This is a genomic window from Vibrio sp. Vb339 (genome assembly GCF_902751245.1).
GTDB classification, from domain to species: Bacteria; Pseudomonadota; Gammaproteobacteria; order Enterobacterales; family Vibrionaceae; genus Vibrio; species Vibrio coralliirubri.
This window is the reverse complement of record NZ_CADDIS010000003.1, coordinates 252,536-270,318: the sequence shown is the minus strand read 5'-3', so window position 1 is coordinate 270,318 and position 17,783 is coordinate 252,536. Positions and strand designations below refer to the sequence as shown.

The 17,783-nt window shown below is 45.6% G+C and carries 6 protein-coding genes and 1 pseudogene; 2 read left to right on the top strand and 5 right to left on the bottom strand.

All coding sequences use genetic code 11. The features are described 5' to 3' along the window. Positions 1-57: 57 nt before the first annotated feature. Both HRQ85_RS17145 and HRQ85_RS17140 read right to left on the bottom strand, forming a co-directional pair. A complete protein-coding gene (locus tag HRQ85_RS17145; RefSeq protein WP_172380287.1) occupies positions 58-870 on the bottom strand; it encodes a hypothetical protein in 813 nt (270 codons plus the stop codon). A 223-nt stretch (positions 871-1,093) separates the two neighbouring features. After that, positions 1,094-1,300: pseudogene (locus tag HRQ85_RS17140) on the bottom strand (hypothetical protein); the annotation flags it as partial. Between the two features lie 460 nt (positions 1,301-1,760). Here HRQ85_RS17140 and HRQ85_RS17135 point away from each other — a divergent pair. Continuing rightward, positions 1,761-1,952 (top strand): hypothetical protein, encoded by a 192-nt coding sequence (locus tag HRQ85_RS17135; protein ID WP_231624734.1) that lies wholly within the window; start codon positions 1,761-1,763, stop codon positions 1,950-1,952. Positions 1,953-2,286: 334 nt separating this feature from the next. Beyond that, entirely contained in the window at positions 2,287-2,706 is a 420-nt protein-coding gene (locus HRQ85_RS17130; protein WP_048614428.1) for a BLUF domain-containing protein, read from the top strand. A gap of 106 nt (positions 2,707-2,812) precedes the next feature. Here the strand turns inward: HRQ85_RS17130 and HRQ85_RS17125 are convergent, their stop codons facing one another. From HRQ85_RS17125 to HRQ85_RS17115, 3 genes are all read right to left on the bottom strand, one after another. After that, positions 2,813-3,763 carry an OmpA family protein gene (locus HRQ85_RS17125; RefSeq protein ID WP_172380204.1) on the bottom strand — a complete coding sequence of 317 codons (951 nt, stop codon included), beginning with the start codon at positions 3,761-3,763 and terminating at the stop codon, positions 2,813-2,815. A gap of 62 nt (positions 3,764-3,825) precedes the next feature. After that, positions 3,826-7,341, bottom strand: coding sequence for a hypothetical protein (locus tag HRQ85_RS17120; RefSeq protein WP_172380203.1), 3,516 nt, complete (start codon positions 7,339-7,341; stop codon positions 3,826-3,828). A gap of 27 nt (positions 7,342-7,368) precedes the next feature. After that, the gene (locus tag HRQ85_RS17115; RefSeq protein WP_172380286.1) at positions 7,369-17,763 is read right to left on the bottom strand and encodes a DUF11 domain-containing protein; all 10,395 of its coding nucleotides are present in this window, start codon (positions 17,761-17,763) and stop codon (positions 7,369-7,371) included. Between the last annotated feature and the right edge of the window lie 20 nt (positions 17,764-17,783).

The window sequence follows — 17,783 nt, the reverse complement described above, 5'->3', positions numbered from 1 at the left end:
CACTTTGAATTGGCGCGTTATAACGTTAAATAAAACAACAAGCTAACAGCGAGGCAATCATGGGGTTAAATAAGCTTGTGCGAACTCACTAAGCACTCTCGCATTGTTGTGGTATTTGCTATCCCCACACTTTGTGCCATCGACTCTGATGTCCGGGCTAGAATAAGCAGGTATAACATCTCGCTCATAAGACATCACAGTTCCTCTGTCGGCACAAATTGCGCCGAAGGAATATTGAGGAGCTGTTGGATACGTTCCAGAAATGTAACTTTCAATACTATCAAAGTCTTTCAATAACGTTTTGTAGTCATGATGCGCACCACTTAAATGGCCAATTTCATGCTCCATTAGGTGATCAGGGCAGTTTATCGCTAAAGAGAAAAAATAGGATACTGGAGATGAGACGCCGCAATAATCAGACTCAAAGCTAGAATTATAGTTAGAAAATACTATTCCTGTAAAAATGGGAACGCCGTCTTCTGTTGTTTCTGGGATCGGTTCTTCCATCGAGAGTTTTAATAACCTTTCTGCAGTGCTCAAATCTTGAAACCAAAGGCTGTCGATTTCCGGCGTGTAAGTCACCTTGGTAACTTTTCTCGTCATAGGGATGCAGGAGTTCTTCAATACCAGATTCGAATAACTTTCCCATGTCGCTATTTTAGCGGCAACAAATGCTTTGGAATATTCAGCTAACAGCGATTCATCAACATATAGATGGATCTCTGTATTCAATATCTCACTCTGTGCACAAGTAGGAAACTCGACACTTTGAGCATTGGAGAGTCGGCTATTGCTCAACACTATAATCAAAACACAACCAACTAACTGGATGAGCCTTTTAAAAGAACTCTCACTGACTCGTGTATTCATTTCCATCCTCTCCCAATATTCAAAACCACAAAGAACACCATAAATGCCATAACTTAAGATTCATACAGGCCCCCATTACACATATAAGCGTTGGCCTCTCAAAGTAACCTGCACTGCACTATCTGTGTTTTCCCGAAAACAAAAAGCTCGTCATACAATGACGAGCCTTATTGATTATGGGAGCTTAACGGTTATAAGACCCAAGCCTTAACCGATCTAGCCATTAAGAAACTTGATCGCGTAAAGCCAATTCAACGTTTTTCAACACTTTGAACTCCTCTCGAGTACAACCTCGAGCTACAGATACCCAGTGATCACCAGTTTCGTCTGATCCTTTAAACTCTGCACGCAACTCATATCTTCGCCATGTAACAAACGCCAAAATAAAGGTCAGTGCAAGCATCGGCAAACCGAACTGAGGAACGAATGCTTATTTTATAAATCAAACCAATATTAAAATCAAGCCTATGCAATCAATAACAATTATAACAACACCACTTGGCATACAAAATTCAGATAAAAGAAGATTTATTGAGGAGTCTACTCATCGTAAATCGATGTACTTTAGTTAAGTGAAATATAGGCCGATAATGGTTCCAATAACCGACCAAACATACCAAACGGCGGGCATGATTCCTCCTGCTTTGTAACCACTTATTTCAACGCGATTTTTGCGACAAATTTCGTGTTCAAGGAATGCTGAACAGTGGTCACATAACGCTCTACTTATCATAGACAGTATAACTTCTTCACCACCCATCCATTCAGCCTTTAAATGCCCGAATCACTCAATTGAACATATCAACATAGCTTATCGATTAAGCAATTGATCTCATAATGTAGAGCCTGTACGCTTACACTATGCACACGGTTACCTAATGGAGATCACGATGAACGAACTACTGACATGCGCTATGGAACAGAAACAACGAACAACGGTGACGAGTTTGTTCGCAAGAAATGGATTTAAGATCGCAACGACTGACTTTGATGATGTGACTTTCGAACGTGAAAGTGTGTTGGTCAACGTTCGATTTGATTCCTCTTCTAACGTCGAATCGATTTCGGTTTTAAGTGAGTAGGATTTATCACCTCAAACGTTAGCGTAAAGCAGGTAAGGGCAATCAACTGAAGGTGTGGAAGCATCAACTCTCTTCATTGACCAAATACAAGTGTAAAATAGAGCTTATTGCCTGCTTTTCACGCCATTCTTAAAGTGCGCTAACTGCCAACGCTCGAATAATTCCATCTTATTTCTGAGCTCCCTTTCTTCTTATGATCAATTCTTCTCCACTTGTTCACCATTCTCACTATCCTCAAAAAACGCATTAATGACAATTCTACCAATAATTAGCAATTCCATGAGCTTGGCTTATATTTGTTAGTACCCTTTGAACAAAAATCGAAGTGATGCCTATGCTCCTAACTCGGTTAATTTATGTCAGTACGCTCTGTGAAAGTTGCGATTCTCAGGCTTTGAACGACATTCTTCAGATTTCACACGACCGCAATAAGCAAAGCCATTTAACTGGCCTTCTAAGCCACAATGATAAGTATTTCCTGCAATGCATTGAAGGTTCGAGAACCGCAGTGAACCATACTTACAATCATATTTTGAATGACAAGCGACACAAAAACGTCATGATTTTATATTTCAAAGAGATCGATTGTAGGCAGTTTGGTGATTGGTCTATGGGTGATATTCCACAATCTAGTCTCACTGAACTGGTTAATTTACAGTTTTCAACATCCGATCAGTTCAACCCGTATGAGATGTCAGGAGAAAGTGCTTATCGAATGCTTCTGGAATTGAAACAGAATTTGCCATCAGAATAGATCTTCGACCCAACTTAATCCCTAGAGTTAGCAACAAAAAACCCCAACGTATGGGGCTTTTTCCCGTTTTTTATAGAGGTATCTATTCGATATTCTTCGGTGAACTCTACTCGCTCTCGCTGCTCACCGCTTCTTGTTCACTGCCAGCAAGAGCTTGCTGTTCGGCGGTAATATAAGACTCTTTGAACACAATGAACGCGCGGCGGTTTAATGCATCGGCTTTTTCAGAGCGTTCATTAATCGCAGGCTGTAACTTACCAAATGACTTCACTTCCCAGATGAACTGCTTAGGGTCGAGTTTGGTTTTGAGGTATTCAACCACCGTTTCTGCGCGGCGCTCTGCCAGTTTTTCATTGTAAGAAAGTGAACCCGCTTGGTCGGTGTGCCCTGCCACCATAATACTGCCTTGCAGGCCGCTCAACTTCGTTGTGAAGTCATCTAACTGCGTTAGATCTTCTTGTTTGAGTACCGATTTGTCGAAATCGAAGTGTGGCGTCATTGCCATATAAACTTTACGTTCTGGTTTTGGTGGCTCACAGAAAGGCATCTCTTCGTACTTCTGAGCTTCTTCAAACACGATAAATGCACGGCGGTTCTCCGCTCGGTCTTTATCTGTCTTACCAAACAGAAGAGGTTGAGTCTCACCAAGATGTTTCACTTCCCAGTCATATTGCGTTGGGTCTAGTTGCCCTTTCAAATAGTCTGCGACCGATTTAGCACGGCGCTGTGAAAGGCGCTCATTATATTCGAGAGAACCCTTGAAGTCAGTATGGCCGACAATCGTGATGCGCCCTTTTAAGCCTCTGATCTCTTTAACAAAGGTATCTAAGTTGATCTTGTCGAGGTCACGTAATTGGTATTTATCAAAGGCAAAATGTTCTGCGATGGCAATGTGTACCTCACGCTCTGGCGCCAAACACTCGCTGATTAAAAACTTAGACACATCGATGCCAGCAAACTTGTCTCGGTTCTCCTGACTCACGTACGTATCGGTTGTACAGCCGGACAGCAGCAAAGTACTCATCACTGCGCTTATTAGGAAAATAATTGTTTTCATCTTACTTTTAACTGTCACTTTGAATTCTCAACTCTTAACTTTCAACCCACTTTGGGGCATGCTTAGATCTTACCGACTAAGTTAATAAACACGCCGGATGCGTCGTAGTCATCATCATTGGTTAAGTCACTATCAAACGCAGAGAAGTTATAACCAATCCCCATTTTGAAGTTCTCGCCTATGTGCTTGTTCACCGAAACTAATGCACCGTGTTCTAGCTCATCGTTGAGTGTGTCGGTTTTCCAGTGGTATTCACCCGTCACATCCCACTCTTTCATCACTCGGTAAGAAGCGCTTAATCCGTATAGGTCGATATCGCTTTTAACCAGCTCATTCGAACCAGATGCTCGTTCAAAAGCTTGCTGTTTGTCTTTATGGGCGTACTTAGTACCGACGTCCCAGTGTTGGTCGATCGAATAGATCGCTTCAACTTCAATGATCTGACTGGTTTCGTCTTGATAATCCACATCGCGATCCAGTTGATCGAAATCTGTAATATAGGTGTAGCGGCTCAGTAAATTGAGTCGATCGTTGTAGATCGGACGATACGCGAGGCCACCTGTTGCTTCGGTAAATTGAGCCATGGTTTCGCCAGTGGTTTCACTCTCTGTGATTGAGTAGTTGTACTTGCCAAACAGCGTGTACTCCTCCGTTAAATGGTGTGTGTAACGGTTGGTGGTCACGATTTGTTGCAGCTCCCTTCGAGCGATTTCTGGGTCGTCTTCACTCTTATCCAATCGGTATTCGAATTTGTGGCTTAGAGTGATGTCATCTAGGTCAATTGACGCATTGAAGCTGATGGACTCACGCTCTGTGGTGATGTTTTCGTCATCTTCAATTTCACCAAGCTGATAACCGATGCCCATCTCAACATCTTCCGTCACGTCGTAACCAAAGCCATACGAATCGATACGGCCGTGACCATCATTTTCATCAACGAACTGGTTCTCTTGGTAGAAATCGACGCTGCTGGTGAGGTCTGCACGCTGACCAACAATCACGTTGTTTTGGCCTTCGTAGTTATCATCTACATAAGTTACGTAGGTTGAGTGGTCATCGGATACATCGTAAGTCACAGTCGCTTCTGCTACTTGGCCTCGGTCGCCATCGGTGTATTCGCCACCAAGAGACAAGTCTTCCAACACTTGGAATTCAGCACCAATCGACGCGCTGTCGTTTTCATCATAGTCATCCGACTGGTCGACGGTCTTTTGCCCTTTGACGTAAACGCTGTTCTCACTGTCCCACATGTATTCCAAACGCACGCCCGCTAAGGTCGCATCACTGTGCTCGTCGTTTTGGTTAAGCTCTTGAGTTTGTTGCCCTGCCGCCGAAACCTTAATGTGCTCGGTGATTTTAACTTGAGTCTCAATCTCAATCGTTTCAGTATCAGTTTCTAGATTACCATCGACATCGCGCTCTTCATTGGTCGAGAAGCGAGAGAGAACCGCCAAGCGATCGGTAGCTTGTAAACGAAGTTCTGCACCGTAAGCTTCTTGTTCAAGGTCATCGCTGCTGCTCGCGTAGCTGTATCCCGCGTCTTTGTCTCGGTACCAAAGTTTCAGGTCATTACCAACAGCACCAAAAATGGTTGGCGCAAGGTCATAAAGGCTGGTGACAGCTGTGATTTGGACACTGTCACCCTCGCGGTCTTCCAATGTGTCGCCAATGGGCGTAAAGGTTAAACCACCATCGGTAGAGACGAAATTCGACTCGGTTTGTCTACCTTCACTGTGCGCAAACTCAGCCTTAATATAGGTCCCCTCAGTAGCACGTAGCGTTAAATCCGTGCCGTAAGACTCGTAGTCTTGGTTGTCCTTTTCTTGAGTCGCATACGTCACACCCACACCAACGTAATCATTGATCCAACCCTTGGCGCGGCCACCGTATGACATCGCGTCTAACGAATCTGAACCTTGAGGGACGTACTCATAATCGACAACCAGAAAGTTTTCGTAGTCGTCTCCGTTTTCAATCACGCTACCAAAGCTATCGGATAGGATGTTGTCGAGCGGCTTAGTCAGAATGATTCGACCTTGGTACGGGTCAAAGTCATAGTCGACGCCCGGCTCAAGTGGGATTTCATTCTGCACTAGGCCAGATTCATCTTTTACTTTTACATAAACCTTGTCACTTCCCGGTACCGCTTCACCATGACGAAGGAAGTATAGAGAACCGCCAGTGCCCAAGAACTCATCGTGTGCATACAAAGAGTCTGCTTCGGCAGTAAAACCGACCACGTTCAAACGATCTTCACCGTATTGTGTAGTATCGCGAGTACGATAATCAGCTTTGAAACCATAGAGGCTACGGTTGTAATCGTTGTTCTCGGTGCCTGTTAAACCCGTGTTGTAGTTACCCCACAAGTATTGAGACTTATCGTATTCAACATTGAGGTAAACCTTGCCCTTGGTGTTGACCACTTTTTCGATGTTTGAGCTATCGCCATAGTTGCCGTAATAAAGCTCATCGTCGTCTTCGAGGATATCGAACACATCCGAATCGTCCGAGGCGAAGGGATGTTTGAACATGTCTTTGATTTCATTTTCTCGCGTATCAAAGTGAGTCGTTACACGAAGTTTGTCGCCAAATTTACCCTGACCAAAGTACGCCAAACGACCTTGGTTATAGATGTCATCTTGATACTGGTCATCGACACTTAATGCATCGCTATTACCAGACACATTATTCTTACCAACATAAAGATCAGCCAAACCGGTTTGTGCGTAGTACGTATCTGGAATACGAACGTACAGCTTGTAACGACGTTCATCACCGTTATCAAACACAACCTTGGTAGGGAAAATGTAGGAGTCTGTAGGTAAGTACTGCTCTGCGTATAAGTTGCCATCTTCGACATCAAATTCATCTTCACCGATGATGACTTTATCAACGCCCTTTAAGCCGGTACCAATGAACTTGGCTAAGCCCGCATTGGTCGGAATGTTGTGACGCATCAACTTAGCTTGGCCGTAACTTTTACCTTTGCTCTCTTCATCGTCGTTATCGTTTCGATCGATCTCGACTTCAGAGTCCGGCTTGACTAAGTCAGTCACACCAACGGTGGTCACATCCATGTTGCCATCTTTGTCCCACGCTTTTAGGCGGAACATCAGCTGCTCACCGACATTAAACTGATAGTCAACATCGGTTTGACCATCCCAATTGATGTCAGAGTCGTTCGCCAGTTTATCGCCTTCAAGCACAGCGATTGGCTCAGACAAGCCAAAGTCACCCACGCGGTACACTTCCAACTGATACTTTTTGATGTAGTAACCATAGTTGGTGGTAATGGTGAAACCTACGCTGTCTCGTAATGTCCCCTGCTCGACTTCTAATTCATCGCTAACACTGACGTCGAGCACTGGGTCAAAGCGAGTGATGTCACGGCTTGCCCAAATAGCACCTTGTTCTAGGTAAATACGCGAACTGTCTTGGTCTTGGTTCGGCTTAGTGATTTCAATGCCAGTCGTCTCAGAACCGAGTTTTTCAAGCTTACCTGTGTCTTTCGCTACCGCCATCACAGGAATGGCCGTTAACACACACGTCGCTAAACGAGACTTACTAAATACTTTCATACAATTTCCAGATACGGTTCCAATGGCTTACTTCTGTTCACTTTGTTGGTCTTTGCGATGAACGCTAAAGTTGAACTTGGTGAGCTTGTTCGGGGTAATTCGCAACACTTTCGGGTTTTCGCTTACCACTTCCATGGAGGTGGAGAGCGAATCAGTGTCCAACTTCACTAGGAAGTTCTTACCTTTCTTATTGAGTACCCATTGGTCGGGCACGTGGTAACGACCGTACTGGTCTGTGTAAATAACGATTCCCTCAACCGTCATCAACTTAACGCCCGGAATACCATCTTCGTAGATACCTTTGTTCTCGATAACGATTTCCCAAAGGTAATCCTCGCCATCGCGATATAGGTTTCTGGTTACATTGAGGTTTTCCGCGCTCAGTCCCTTTTTCTTGTCCGATTCATGTTTAAACTGAATCTGACCTTGTGCGTCGAACTCGATACGAGAACCCGCATCAGTCGTGACGTAGAAATCAAAGCTCTGCTGTGTGCGAGTTTTAAATTGAATAACCACTTTGCTGGTTTCTGGCAGTGTTCGGTTCACGGAATGACCCCAAAGGTCACCAAGATCCAAGCCTTGCTCAAGTGCAGTGGTTATCGCACCATCTTGAACAGCAACGTCTTGACCATCACGGATGATGTGCGTCGAATCAGCGATGTAGCCTTGCGTTGCTAGGTTCACGGTTAACTCAACATCAAAAGCCGTTGCATCGGCTTGGAATCCATCTTTGTTGTGATCTTCGAAGACTTTGCCGATGATCGATGAGGTATCGAACACCTTGTCCGGCTCTATGGTCACTTTCGCGGTGTCTTCATTCGAAACTGCCGAGCCATCAACCTTCGCTACTGCGGTGTTGATGTAATCACCAAAGGTAGCACCTACCGACACACGCAATAAGTAACGAATACGCAGCTTCTCGCCCGGATCAAAGTTCAACGATGTGAACATTAACTTGCCCGTATCTGATGGCTCTTGAGAGATAACCTGATCGTCTTCCGTACCAAACTCACCATCAATGCCGCTTAGCACAACTTCTGATGTATCTACGATGTATTTCAGACCACCTGGGTAACGGTCTTCCACAGTCACGTTCTTAAAGTAAGATTCATTGTTGTTCTCAACGATGATCTCGTACTCAACCGCATCACCCACTTGCGCGGTATCTTGCAGCGCAGACTTGGTAAGCTCCAACTCCCCAGAGTTATCAGGAATCTTCTTGATGTGAGTAGTTACACTGTCGCTGGTTTCAGTACCGTCAGATTCAGTCGCCGTGAAGGTATTGGTAATGTCGTCATCCAAGCCCTTACCTAGCGTACCCACGACCTCAAACGCGTAAGCATTTCGTTTGTTGGATTTCAGGTTAACGGTAGTGTCTAAGTCTTTGCTCGACGGGAAAGTAAGACGCTCAATCACCACGCCCGAATCGTCGACTTCCACACCTTCAATGGTCCAATCGGTAAAGACTTTATTAGCTGTGCTGTTTTGTAGCTCACTGATCTCATCGGTTAGACGAACATTGGCCGCGTTACCTTGACCATTGTTGGTCACGGCTAAGTAATAAGTGACGCTGTCATCATCTTCGGTGTATTCAGGCTTATCAGAACGTTTTTCAACAACCAGATCAGCACCCACTGCCGGCAAATCCAAAGCAGATACTTGGTCTGCTACTGCCTGCATCGAGGTTTCAGACGCTAACATGCCCTTAGAACGAGCGCGCATCGCTGGGCTACCAGTTAAATCGAGGTAGTAACCAAGCACATCAATGTTAGTCAGCATGTCTTCATTGACCGTCAATGTGAACGTGTAATCAATCTTGCCGCCCGGCGCGATGTCGACCAAGGTGAACAGGTCTTTGTCGTTATCAAAGGTGCCCGGTTGAGTTTCAGCCCCTTCTGATGTTGCCGTTAGTGTCCATTTATCAAACGCATTACTAAAATCACCATCAATATGATCACCCATTGATTCAGAGAACTGGGTGTAAAGCGCCACATCTTTGGCTATACCACGGCCTATGTTTTGCACCACTAAGTGATACTCAACCTGCTCACCCGGTACGTAATACGGGGCATCGGTAAACAGCTCAGCTTGAACCACAGCCGCGACTGTTTGAACTGGAGGACTGATAACATCGCCGCCATCTACTTGCGCAGTATTAATGATGTGTCCGGTCGCGGTATCGACTACGGTGCCTTTTGAGCGGAACACAACTGTGCCGTGCGGCGCGATATCTACATTGTACTCCGTCGGACTAACTTGCTCGGTAGTGGTGCCTATTGTGGTTGAATCGACCACTAAAGAGGTGGAACCAGCCACAAAAGCAGGCCCCGTAGAGCCGTTGTAGTATGCGACCTCAATCGACTCCATATCATCAACAACACTTAAGTCACTGATGTAGTTGTTCGAGGTGTTTTCAATGGTGATCAGGAACTCAAGCTCACTACCCGGCTCATACTCGGTTTGCACGTTGGTTTTCGTCGCAACAAACTCCGCCTCTTTCGGTGTGATAATCACTACAGAGTCTTGTGGGGTACCGTTGTAAGTGATGGTGGCCGTATTGCTGATATCACCAATCGCTGTCGTGCGAATTAACGCTTTAACGTGGAAAGTTACTGTGCTCTGTGGCGCAACATCCATACTTACATCGATGTCTTCACTCAAGTCGAATGTCTTTGGAGTGACAACCGATCGATCATCCGAGGCTTCAAAGCTCACTTCCCATAGCAGGAATGCCGACTCTTGCTTATCAGCCGTCGTGTCGACTTGAATGTCACTGATGATGTCTTGAAGTTGAACACCAGATGCAAACGCATCAGAACTGTTGGTTACGGTGATGTCGTAGTTAATCAGCTTGGTTACTTCATACGATGGCGTATCAACCGTCTTCTTGACCGAAACCGTCGCCAACACTGGTGTACTGGTAGCACTGTCATCAAATGTTGTGCCGTCAAAGGTCGCTGATGCGATGTTAGTAATATCGCCTGTCGCCAACGGATTAGTCGTCACTTGAATAGTGAAAACAAGGCTGTCTTGAGGCGCAATATCGAGCGTCTCATTAAGGTCTTCACCACGGGTTGCATCCGGTACTGGGGTTTCACCGGTTGTCGATACCGCAGATATTTGGATTGAAGCAGGGTCAAAAGCTTGTTCAGTCGCACCGCCTGCGATCGTGGTTTCAACCGACTTCAGCGCATCTTCAATAGCAACATCTTCAGCCCAACCTAAGCCGTTATTTTTAACGGTTACCGTGTACTGAAGCGCCTCTCCCGGAAGGTACTCTGCTTTATCGACGTCTTTAGTGATCTCAACTTGCGCGTCTTCTGGAATGTGGGTCGCGTCGGCAGAGTGCTCACCGTCGTCGCTATCAACTTTAACGACATTAGTGATCTCGCCTTTGGCCTTATCATTAACAGTGTTGGTCACGACAAATGAATAACTGTCACCCGGGTGAATGCTGTAAGTCGCACTATAACCCTGTGCGTTATTAACCGCATCTTTGCGAGCATTCAGGGCTGGATCGCCACTGCCATCAAGCTGTTCGTCGCTAATGATCCAATTACCTGTCAACGCTTGCTCTTGATCTGGGCTGTTAGCCACCTCTGTTATGATGGTGTCGATACGATCAGTTAAGACTTGATCGACAAGGTAACCTTCACCCGTGTTAGCCACAGTGATCTTGTATGAGATTGGTTGACCCGGTTGGTATTTGGCATCAGGTTCTGCAATTGGCGTCGTCTCTTTGGTTAGAACCAATTGACCCGACTTCGGAGTGATAAAGCCTTCTCGTAAGCGAGCGATCTTCGAATCGTCCAAACCATGTCGTAGATAAGCCGTATTGGTAAAACGTCCAATCGCGTCATCACGAACCTTACCTTGAACATGAATACGGATAACTGTGTACTTATTGCCGCCACCCGTACCTGCATCGTCACGTCCTGCCATCTTGATAGATTCGGCAGGTAAATCGATGTCTGGACTGTTTTGACCAACTAACTTATCAAGCTCTGAGAAGTCATTAGCGTTGAGATCTGACGGCGCCGAGTTATAAAGCACATCATAATCAACCGTCCACTCAGTGAGTGCCGTTTGCATCGAGCCATCGACGGTTTCGACTTCAAAGCCGCTGATGATGTCACGAATCGAAAACAGGCCAGAATCCACATCGTCATTGGTGATGTCGATGTAGTAATTCACTATTCCACCCGGCACGTACTCAGGCGTATCCGTCCATTTATCAATCAGGATATTCGAGCGGCCCGGATCAAGTACGATGTCGTTAGTGTTATCACCGTTCACTTGCGCCGTGTTGGTAATAGTGCCTGTCGCTGAAGTCGACACGGTGCCTTTCACGTCAAACACAATACGCTCACCAGGACGAAGATCGACAGTTGCATTCAATGGAACGCTACCGTTGTAGTTACCTTGCACGTCATAAGTGCCAACAGGTTCAACCGCAATAGCCGTTGTCCAGCTAGAGAACGCATCATCGCCATCTTCGGTTTTAATGGTGTGAATCGCATCGATAACGCTCACATCATTTGCGATGCTATCGCCTGTGTTATCTAACGTAACTTGATACTCAACATCACCACGTGGTGCGTAAGTACAACCGCTGCCATCGTTTGAAGGAACAGAACACCCTGCCGATTCACCATCGGTATAAACCAAGGTTTTGAAGTAATCGAGCTCGGCATCTTTAGGTGGTATCACTTGCGACGTTGCAGAGCCACTTCCTGCGGTCACTTGGTTCGCATCAATCGTGCCCAAAGCATCATCACGAACGACACCGGTTAAGTTAAAGGTCAGCACTTCTCCCGCGGCAATATCGGTTTCAATATCAAGGTTGCCGCTGGTGTTGTAGCTTGGTACATAAGTATCAGCGTTGGCATCAATACCATTGCTGACTTCATGGGTGATATCGCCAGAAACAAAAGCGGATTCCGTTTTACCGCCAATCACTTCGACTTGAATGTCTGTGATTGTGTCTTTGATCTGAATATCATTCGCCCAACCGTTTTCAGGGTTTGTGACTACAAATTCATACTCAACTTCGTCACCCGGAAGATAGGTATCACCATCACTGAACGGATTGCCATTGATCGACACCACACGTTTTTCAACACTGGTATTATTTTCAAGCGGCATTAAATTCGCTGTTCTAGCACTACCGTCGTACGTCGCTTTATTTTGAATGTCACCCAATGCATCTTCACGAATGTGAGCATGAATAGTGAACGTTAGGCTTTCTTGAGGCGCGATAACAATTTCATTATCAATATCGATGTTATTGCCCGGAACAAAGTCAATCGCGTCGGTAATAGAGCCTGTCGCCGCCGTTTTATCTAGGCTAACTTCCCAGCCAGCCAAGAACGGTTGTCCAACAGGATCACCACCTGCAGTGGTGCTGTCTTCTGCAATACGAGTTTGAATATCCGAAATCGCATCTTCTAGGCGAGAACCATATTCAATACCATCCCCCGCATTCTTAATCTCAACGCGGTAGTAAACCTCACTCTCGCCAGAAGCTTGAGAGTATTCAGTTTTTTGCGAAGAGAAGCCTGCATCATAAAACGCTTTTTTAGAGAACGTGACTTCAGGATCCGCCATTGTTGACGGTGGTGATACCGCGATCAACTCATTGCCATGGTCTTCGTCGATAAAAGCTTTATTAGTAAAAGATCCTACCGCTTTCGGACTGATCTTGGCTTTTATGACATAGCGAACAAACGCTGACGATGCAGCTCGGCCAAAGTTGTCTGCGGAGATATCGAAGTGAGTATCAATCGGCTTATTGTCTTGGATTGAGTTATCAACATCTGGGTTGGAAATACCTGAGCTATCAGTGAATGTTTCAATCGTCCAGCTATCAAATGCAGGGCCACGCGTTCCATCAAAGTACTGAGTGTTAATTTGGTCGATGTCATCACGCAAGCTCATATCATCAACGTGGGCGCTCGCAATGTTCTCAATTAAGACTTCATATTCGACGTAGCCACCTGGCATGTAATTGGTTGCGCCAACTAACTCATTACCATCCGTGTCGTAGTACGCCAGAATGTTCTTTTCAAAATCAACTTTTCGAGCTTCTTGCTGAATATCATGAGATATCGTGTCGCCATCGACGGTTAGAACGTTAACAACATCGCCATTGGCTTTGTCATTGATGGTCGCGACAACTTGGTACTCAAGCTTAGCGCCCATCGGGATATCGGCTTCAACATTTAAGTTACTGTTGGTTGATGTGTAAACATTGCCAGCACCTGCGCCCGCATCCACATACTCAGAATCGGTTCCAGTTGCGATCGATGTGATGGTCCAATCTGAATACGCTGGTCCTGTATTACCATCCACTAAGCTGACCGTAATATCTTCGAGGTTATCGACGATTGGAATATCGTGAGCGTTACCTTTACCGTCATTTTCAATCACTAAGTGATAGGTCACCGTCTGAGCTGGCTCGTACACCACTTCATCAGTCGTTTTATCAAAATCTAAATGGTAATCATCGGGAATCACGACGGTATCTCGGTAATGAATATCACCGACCGCATCCGGTCTTACTGTACCTGTTACTGTGTAAGTCACGTCTTCGCCAGCATCGATATCAATTGAAGTTACAATGTCAGTGTCGTTCGCAACATCACCGTCTTTGGTACCATCGGTTGTACCCGCGTTCGCAGGGTCGCTCTTAGCAACCGCCACCGTAAACTTGTTTGAACCTACCGAATCATCGAAAAATGGATTACCTGAATTGCCGTCTTGTAGCTCCACTGATATGTCATTAATCAGTTCGTTAACGTCAACGTTATTTCGATAACCGTGCCCGTCTTGAGAGTTGTACTTGATGGTATAAGTCAACTGATCGCCCGGAGAGTAGCGGTTAATGTTAGTTGTGCGAACAACGCCGCCACTGTTATGTACCTGATGGTTTTCAGCCACGGCACGTTTCGCATACTCACAATCGTCAGTACAACCGGCATTATCGTCATGAATCAGCACGGCTTCGTTGCGGATTATGCCGCCGTCTCTGTCAGCGACACCATTAGATACCGCATTGTCTTTGACATGCGCCTTAATACGCACCGTGACAAAGTCTTTGGCCGGAATTGAAACTGGGAACTCCACATCTTCAGTCGTTTGAGGGCCGAAACCTGAGCCAGTATCAACAGACCAATAGTCAAACGGGTTTTGATTAAGAACATCTTCTACTTCACCATCTTTATCATTCGCTAGCGTAGTAGTGATCTCACTCAGGCGATCCATGAAGATAAGATCGGTCTCATCAGTGTCGCTGTTATTGCCAATAACGATGGTATAGGTGAGATCTTCACCCGGTGTGTAACGGACAACATCGGTCGTTTTAGCTAGTGAAACATTGATGTCATAGGTACTGTGTGAGTTATCTATTTGAGCGGAAGAGCTGTGGTCACGGTCTGTAATAGGATCGTAAACATCAACACGGTTCGATACTTGTTCTTCTTCATAGTCAGACTTAACAATGCCGCTCACCTCATAGTGAACCCACCCTCCGGGAGTGATATCAACGTCGGTATCGATGTCAGTGTCGTTAGCAATGTCACCGTAACGAGAACCCGGTTTATCGGTGTTGGTCGAACCTACAATTGTCCAACTATTAAAGAAGTTAAGCGCTGAAATACTATCTTGTACCGTTGCGTCATTTGCATAGCCAACACCGCGGTTATAGATATAAATATCGAACGTAGCGCGCTCACCTACAACAAAGTCGGTATTTTGAGCGGTTTTAGCGACTACAAGATTCGGCTCGCTAGGATAGGTACGTACCGTATCCGATAGATTAGTATCTGGTCCCGTCACTGTTGCGGTATTGGTGAATGCTCCCCAAGGAATCTCACTGTCGACACCGCGATCGAGTGTCCCAACAATGGTATAAGTAATCGTCGCACCTGGCGGGATCTGAGCGGTGGCATCCAGATCATTGTTATCCGAGAACGATCCAGGGTCAGTCACAGCTTTCACCCACGGAGAGTCTGCCTCTCTTTCTGTACTGATCGTCCACGATGAGAACACGGGCTTGGTTTCACCCGGCTCGTGAAGGAGCTCAGCTTCTATGGTGCTGATTTCATCTTTGACATTGATGTTAGAGGCGAAACCGTTCCCTGCTGGGTTGGTAATGCTGATCGTATAAGTGACAGTATTGGTGGTGTCGGTATACGCGTTTTGTTCGTTATGACCATCAACACGCTTATCCAATACTAAGTAGTAATCTCGTGGGTATGAACCTCTGTCGGAATAAAGCACGCTGTCGACCGTCACTTCATTACGGATTTCATCATCGGCAATGGGGTTTACGATCGCCGCAATGCTATAAACGATCTTATCGTGTGGAGCTAGCTTTGCCTTCACATCTAAGATCTTTTGATTCTTCTGATTACCTTCTATGTCATCAGTAAAGCCGGGATCACTGTTTGTCGAAATTGAGCCGTCAGAGGCATAGGATTTCGCAGTAATAACCCAGCTCAAATATGCTTTAGTCGGTGTATCGTTAATAGACTGAGTCATGACAGAGACTAAATCATCATAAACCGGTACATCAATCGCGTAGCCGTCACCGTTATTCTCTACCGTGATGTCGTAGTTCAGGGTACCGCCAGCTGAGTAGTAACGAGAATCCACTTCCTTTTGGACTTTTAATTTCGAGTTTGGCATTTGTACACCAGAGCCCGACTCGCCTAAGTTATCCCCTAAACACAAACCCGCATCGGTACCATCATCAACAATCTGACCCACACTAGTGTCTGCCACTTTTGCGGTCAGCTTATAATGAACGTAGCCTTCAGGTGCGAGGTCGACTTTCAAATTGATGTCGTTTGTTGTCCAAGTATTGTAATTAAATGAACCATAATTCGATCCATCACCACTTCTATCGGCGACTTCAAGCTTCCACTCGGAAAATGCTGAAGCGTTAGAGCCATCCGCTTGCTCTGTCACGATACAAGCAAATTTATCGATAACTTCAATATCGTTGGCGAAAAACTCTGTGTCTTTGTTAGAAATAACAATGTCATAAACCACTTCGTTATCACCGGCTATCCCCGGGACATAAGTAGTATCTGTGGTGTTCTTATTACGTGTAATTTGACTTGATGACGTCGTCAGAACGTCTTTCGAATCAAGAATATTAGCCAAAGCATCACCAGAATCCGCGAGGCCATCAGCATCAACCACTCGAGCAGCAACTTGGGGAATTTGACCAATAGACACAGGGCTAACGTCCACCACAACGGAATAAACAATCTGCTCACCGGGATAGATAGACACTTTGTCTTCTAGTGACTTGTTGGACTCCTTTCCAGACGCATTGAGTTCAGAAAGGCTATTAGAACCAATCGAGGTCACTTCGTTGGTCCAAAAATCGTAAGGATTACCAACCGTGTCAGTTGCGTTCTTTTCGTTGCTGACATCGTTACCTAGAGCGGTTTCAAGATCCGCAAGAAACTGCTGAACCGAATAATGGTAAGCAATACCGGTGTTTGCTTGGTTGGCAACCGTGACCGTATAGGAAAACTCATCGTCGACTAGGTAGTTATCCGATTGGTTCAAGGTATGTGTCAGGGTGATACTAGGCTCAGTGGGTGGAGTGATAACCTCATCAACTGTGACCAAGTCATCGCGTGTTTCAGCAGTTATGTCGTCATTAACAATGTCGCCGACTAAATTGTCGGCAACAGTTGCTTGAATTTCGTAAGTCACAGACCCGCCTATATCAATCGACGCACCACTTACTGATAAGTCCCCTGATTCGGCGAAGGTGCCTGGTTCGCTCTTGCTACCTTCAACCTTGCTGACTGAGTTAACGTTGTCAGTAAAGGCTTGTTGTAAAGCCCCTTCAATATTGAGTGCCTTTATGTCTGAAAGGACATCTTGAACGTCGAGCGTCTGAATAAAGGTATCGCCAGTATTCGAAACCTTAATCTTATAGGTGAGTTTGTTATTGAGTTGATAGTTCGTCTTATCGACCGAAACAACAACATCATGTTGGTACACACCGCGCTGAATGGATTCTGTATTTGATTCAATAGCATCCAACAGTCCAGTGCTCGCACTTGCGACGTTATCAATCGTACCAGCTGCGTCAGCAGAAACGGTGGCGACCATGGTGTAGGTTACCGATCCACCAGCCGCAATACGTACACCTGATGCATCTAAATTCCCGAAGCGACTGTAATCACCTGGAGATGACAGGAAGGAGGATTGCGCTTGAGTCGAAACTTGCGAGAACGCGTTAGCATTATTTCCTTGGTCATCTGTCGTTAAGATATTTAACAGCTCATCTTTAACGTCCAACTCAGCGATAGCTTTATCCGACTCATTCGTTAAAACAAGCGTATAAGCCACCTCTTGGTCGTTGTCGTAAGACACGCTGTCAACAGACAGATCCATAACAAGACCCGTTGTATCCG

Bases quoted from the DNA above. Each gene is read 5' to 3' on its own strand.
- HRQ85_RS17130 (WP_048614428.1), top strand. From the start codon at position 2,287: ATGCTCCTAACTCGGTTAATTTATGTCAGTACGCTCTGTGAAAGTTGC.
- HRQ85_RS17135 (WP_231624734.1), top strand. From the start codon at position 1,761: ATGAACGAACTACTGACATGCGCTATGGAACAGAAACAACGAACAACG.
- HRQ85_RS17115 (WP_172380286.1), bottom strand. From the start codon at position 17,763: ATGGATCTGTCTGTTGACAGCGTGTCTTACGACAACGACCAAGAGGTG.
- HRQ85_RS17145 (WP_172380287.1), bottom strand. From the start codon at position 870: ATGAATACACGAGTCAGTGAGAGTTCTTTTAAAAGGCTCATCCAGTTA.
- HRQ85_RS17120 (WP_172380203.1), bottom strand. From the start codon at position 7,341: ATGAAAGTATTTAGTAAGTCTCGTTTAGCGACGTGTGTGTTAACGGCC.
- HRQ85_RS17125 (WP_172380204.1), bottom strand. From the start codon at position 3,763: ATGAAAACAATTATTTTCCTAATAAGCGCAGTGATGAGTACTTTGCTG.